This window comes from Hymenobacter edaphi (genome assembly GCF_003258365.1).
GTDB classification, from domain to species: domain Bacteria; phylum Bacteroidota; class Bacteroidia; order Cytophagales; family Hymenobacteraceae; genus Solirubrum; species Solirubrum edaphi.
The window spans coordinates 1-1892 of the sequence record NZ_QHKM01000024.1; the positions used below are offsets into that span (position 1 = coordinate 1).

1 protein-coding gene and 1 pseudogene are annotated in these 1892 nt (G+C 69.8%); both read left to right on the plus strand.

Annotated elements, in window-relative coordinates; all coding sequences use genetic code 11:
- Positions 1–28: 28 nt before the first annotated feature.
- The gene (locus DLM85_RS24730; protein ID WP_111480866.1) at positions 29–1699 is read left to right on the plus strand and encodes a ribulokinase; all 1671 of its coding nucleotides are present in this window, start codon (positions 29–31) and stop codon (positions 1697–1699) included.
- An 80-nt stretch (positions 1700–1779) separates the two neighbouring features.
- A pseudogene (araD, locus tag DLM85_RS26140) lies at positions 1780–1892 on the plus strand (L-ribulose-5-phosphate 4-epimerase); the annotation flags it as partial.

Here is a 1892-nt window from a genome sequence, read left to right on the forward strand (position 1 = left end):
CCATTTCACCCCCTCACCCTTTCACCCTATGTCCAAGACATACGTCATCGGCATCGACTACGGCACCGACTCGGTGCGGGCCGTGCTCGTGGATGCCCGCAGCGGCGCCGAAGTGGCGCAGGCCGTGCACCCCTACGCCCGCTGGAAGGACCAGCGCTACTGCAACGCCGCCCACAACCAGTTCCGCCAGCACCCGCTCGACCACCTCGAGGGCCTGGAAGCCACCGTGCGCCAGGTGGCCGCCCAGGTGCCCGCCGAGCAAATCGTGGGCCTGGCCGTGGACACCACCGGCTCGACGCCCGGCCCGGTGGACGCGCGGGGGCAGAGCCTGGCGCTGCTGCCCGGCTTCGAGGAAAACCCGAACGCCATGTTCGTGCTCTGGAAAGACCACACGGCCCTGGCCGAAGCGGCCGAAATCAACCGGAAAGCCACCACCTGGGGCGGCGAGGACTACACCCGCTTCGAGGGCGGCATCTACTCCTCGGAGTGGTTCTGGGCCAAGATCATGCACGTCACCCGCGAAGACGAAGCCGTGGCCCGGGCCGCGCACTCCTGGATGGAGCACTGCGACTGGCTCACGCTGCAGCTCACCGGCGGCGCGCTGGCCACCTGCAAGCGCAGCCGCTGCGCGGCCGGCCACAAAGCCATGTGGCACGAGAGCTGGGGCGGGCTGCCGAGCGAGGAATTCCTGGTGCAGCTGGAGCCCAAGCTGGCCGGCCTGCGCGAGCGGCTCTACACCGACACCTACACCGCCGACCAGGTGGCCGGCACGCTCAGCGAGGAGTGGGCCCAGCGCCTGGGCCTGACGACCGACACGGTGGTGGCCGTGGGCACCTTCGACGCCCACGCCGGCGCCGTGGCGGGCGAAATCGAGGCCTATTCGATGGTGAAGGTGATGGGCACCAGCACTTGCGACATCGTGGTGGCGCCCGTGCAGGAGGTAGGGGAGAAGCTCGTGCCCGGCATCTGCGGGCAGGTGGACGGCTCGGTGGTGCCCGGCCTGCTGGGCCTGGAAGCCGGCCAGTCGGCCGTGGGCGACCTGCTGGCCTGGTTCCGGCAGCTCATCGAGTGGCCGCTGCGGGCGTTGCTGCCCGACAGCAGCGTGCTGCCCGCCGAGCAGCAGGACCAGCTGCGCGAGGAGCTGGCCGGCCGGATGATGGTGGCGCTCAACCAGGCCGCCGCGGCCGTCGACCCCGCCGCGTCGCAGGTGCTGGCCCTGGACTGGGTGAACGGCCGCCGCACGCCCGACGCCAACCAGGCCCTGAAAGGCGCCCTGATGAACCTGTCGATGGGCACCGACGCGCCGCACATTTTTCGGGCCTTGGTGGAGTCGATCTGCTACGGCTCGCGCCGCATCGTGGAGCGTTTCGAGGCGCAGGGCGTGCCCATCAAGCAGGTCATCGGCCTGGGCGGGGTGGCCAAGAAGTCGGCCTTTCTGATGCAGACCCTGGCCGACGTGCTCAACCGGCCCATCCGCGTGGCCGAGTCGGACCAGGCCCCGGCCCTGGGCGCGGCCATGTACGCGGCCGTGGCCGCCGGCCTGCACCCCGACGTGCCGACGGCCCAGCGGGCCATGGGCAACGGCTTTGCCGACACCTACGCGCCCGACCCCGCCCGCGTGGCCGCCTACGAAGCGCGCTACCAGCAGTACCTGGCCTTCGGCGAGTTCGTGGAAGCGCAGACGCCCAATATGGCTTAGCTGGAGTTGGTGGTCGGCCGTTCGCTCATGCAAGGAACCAGCGCCTGACAACCAACCACTCGCCACTGACAACTCCCAACATGTACCAAGACCTGAAACAGGCCTGCTACGAGGCCAACATGCAGCTGCCCCGGCTCGGGCTGGTGCTCTTCACCTTCGGCAACGCCTCGGTGGTGGACCGCGACAACCGCGT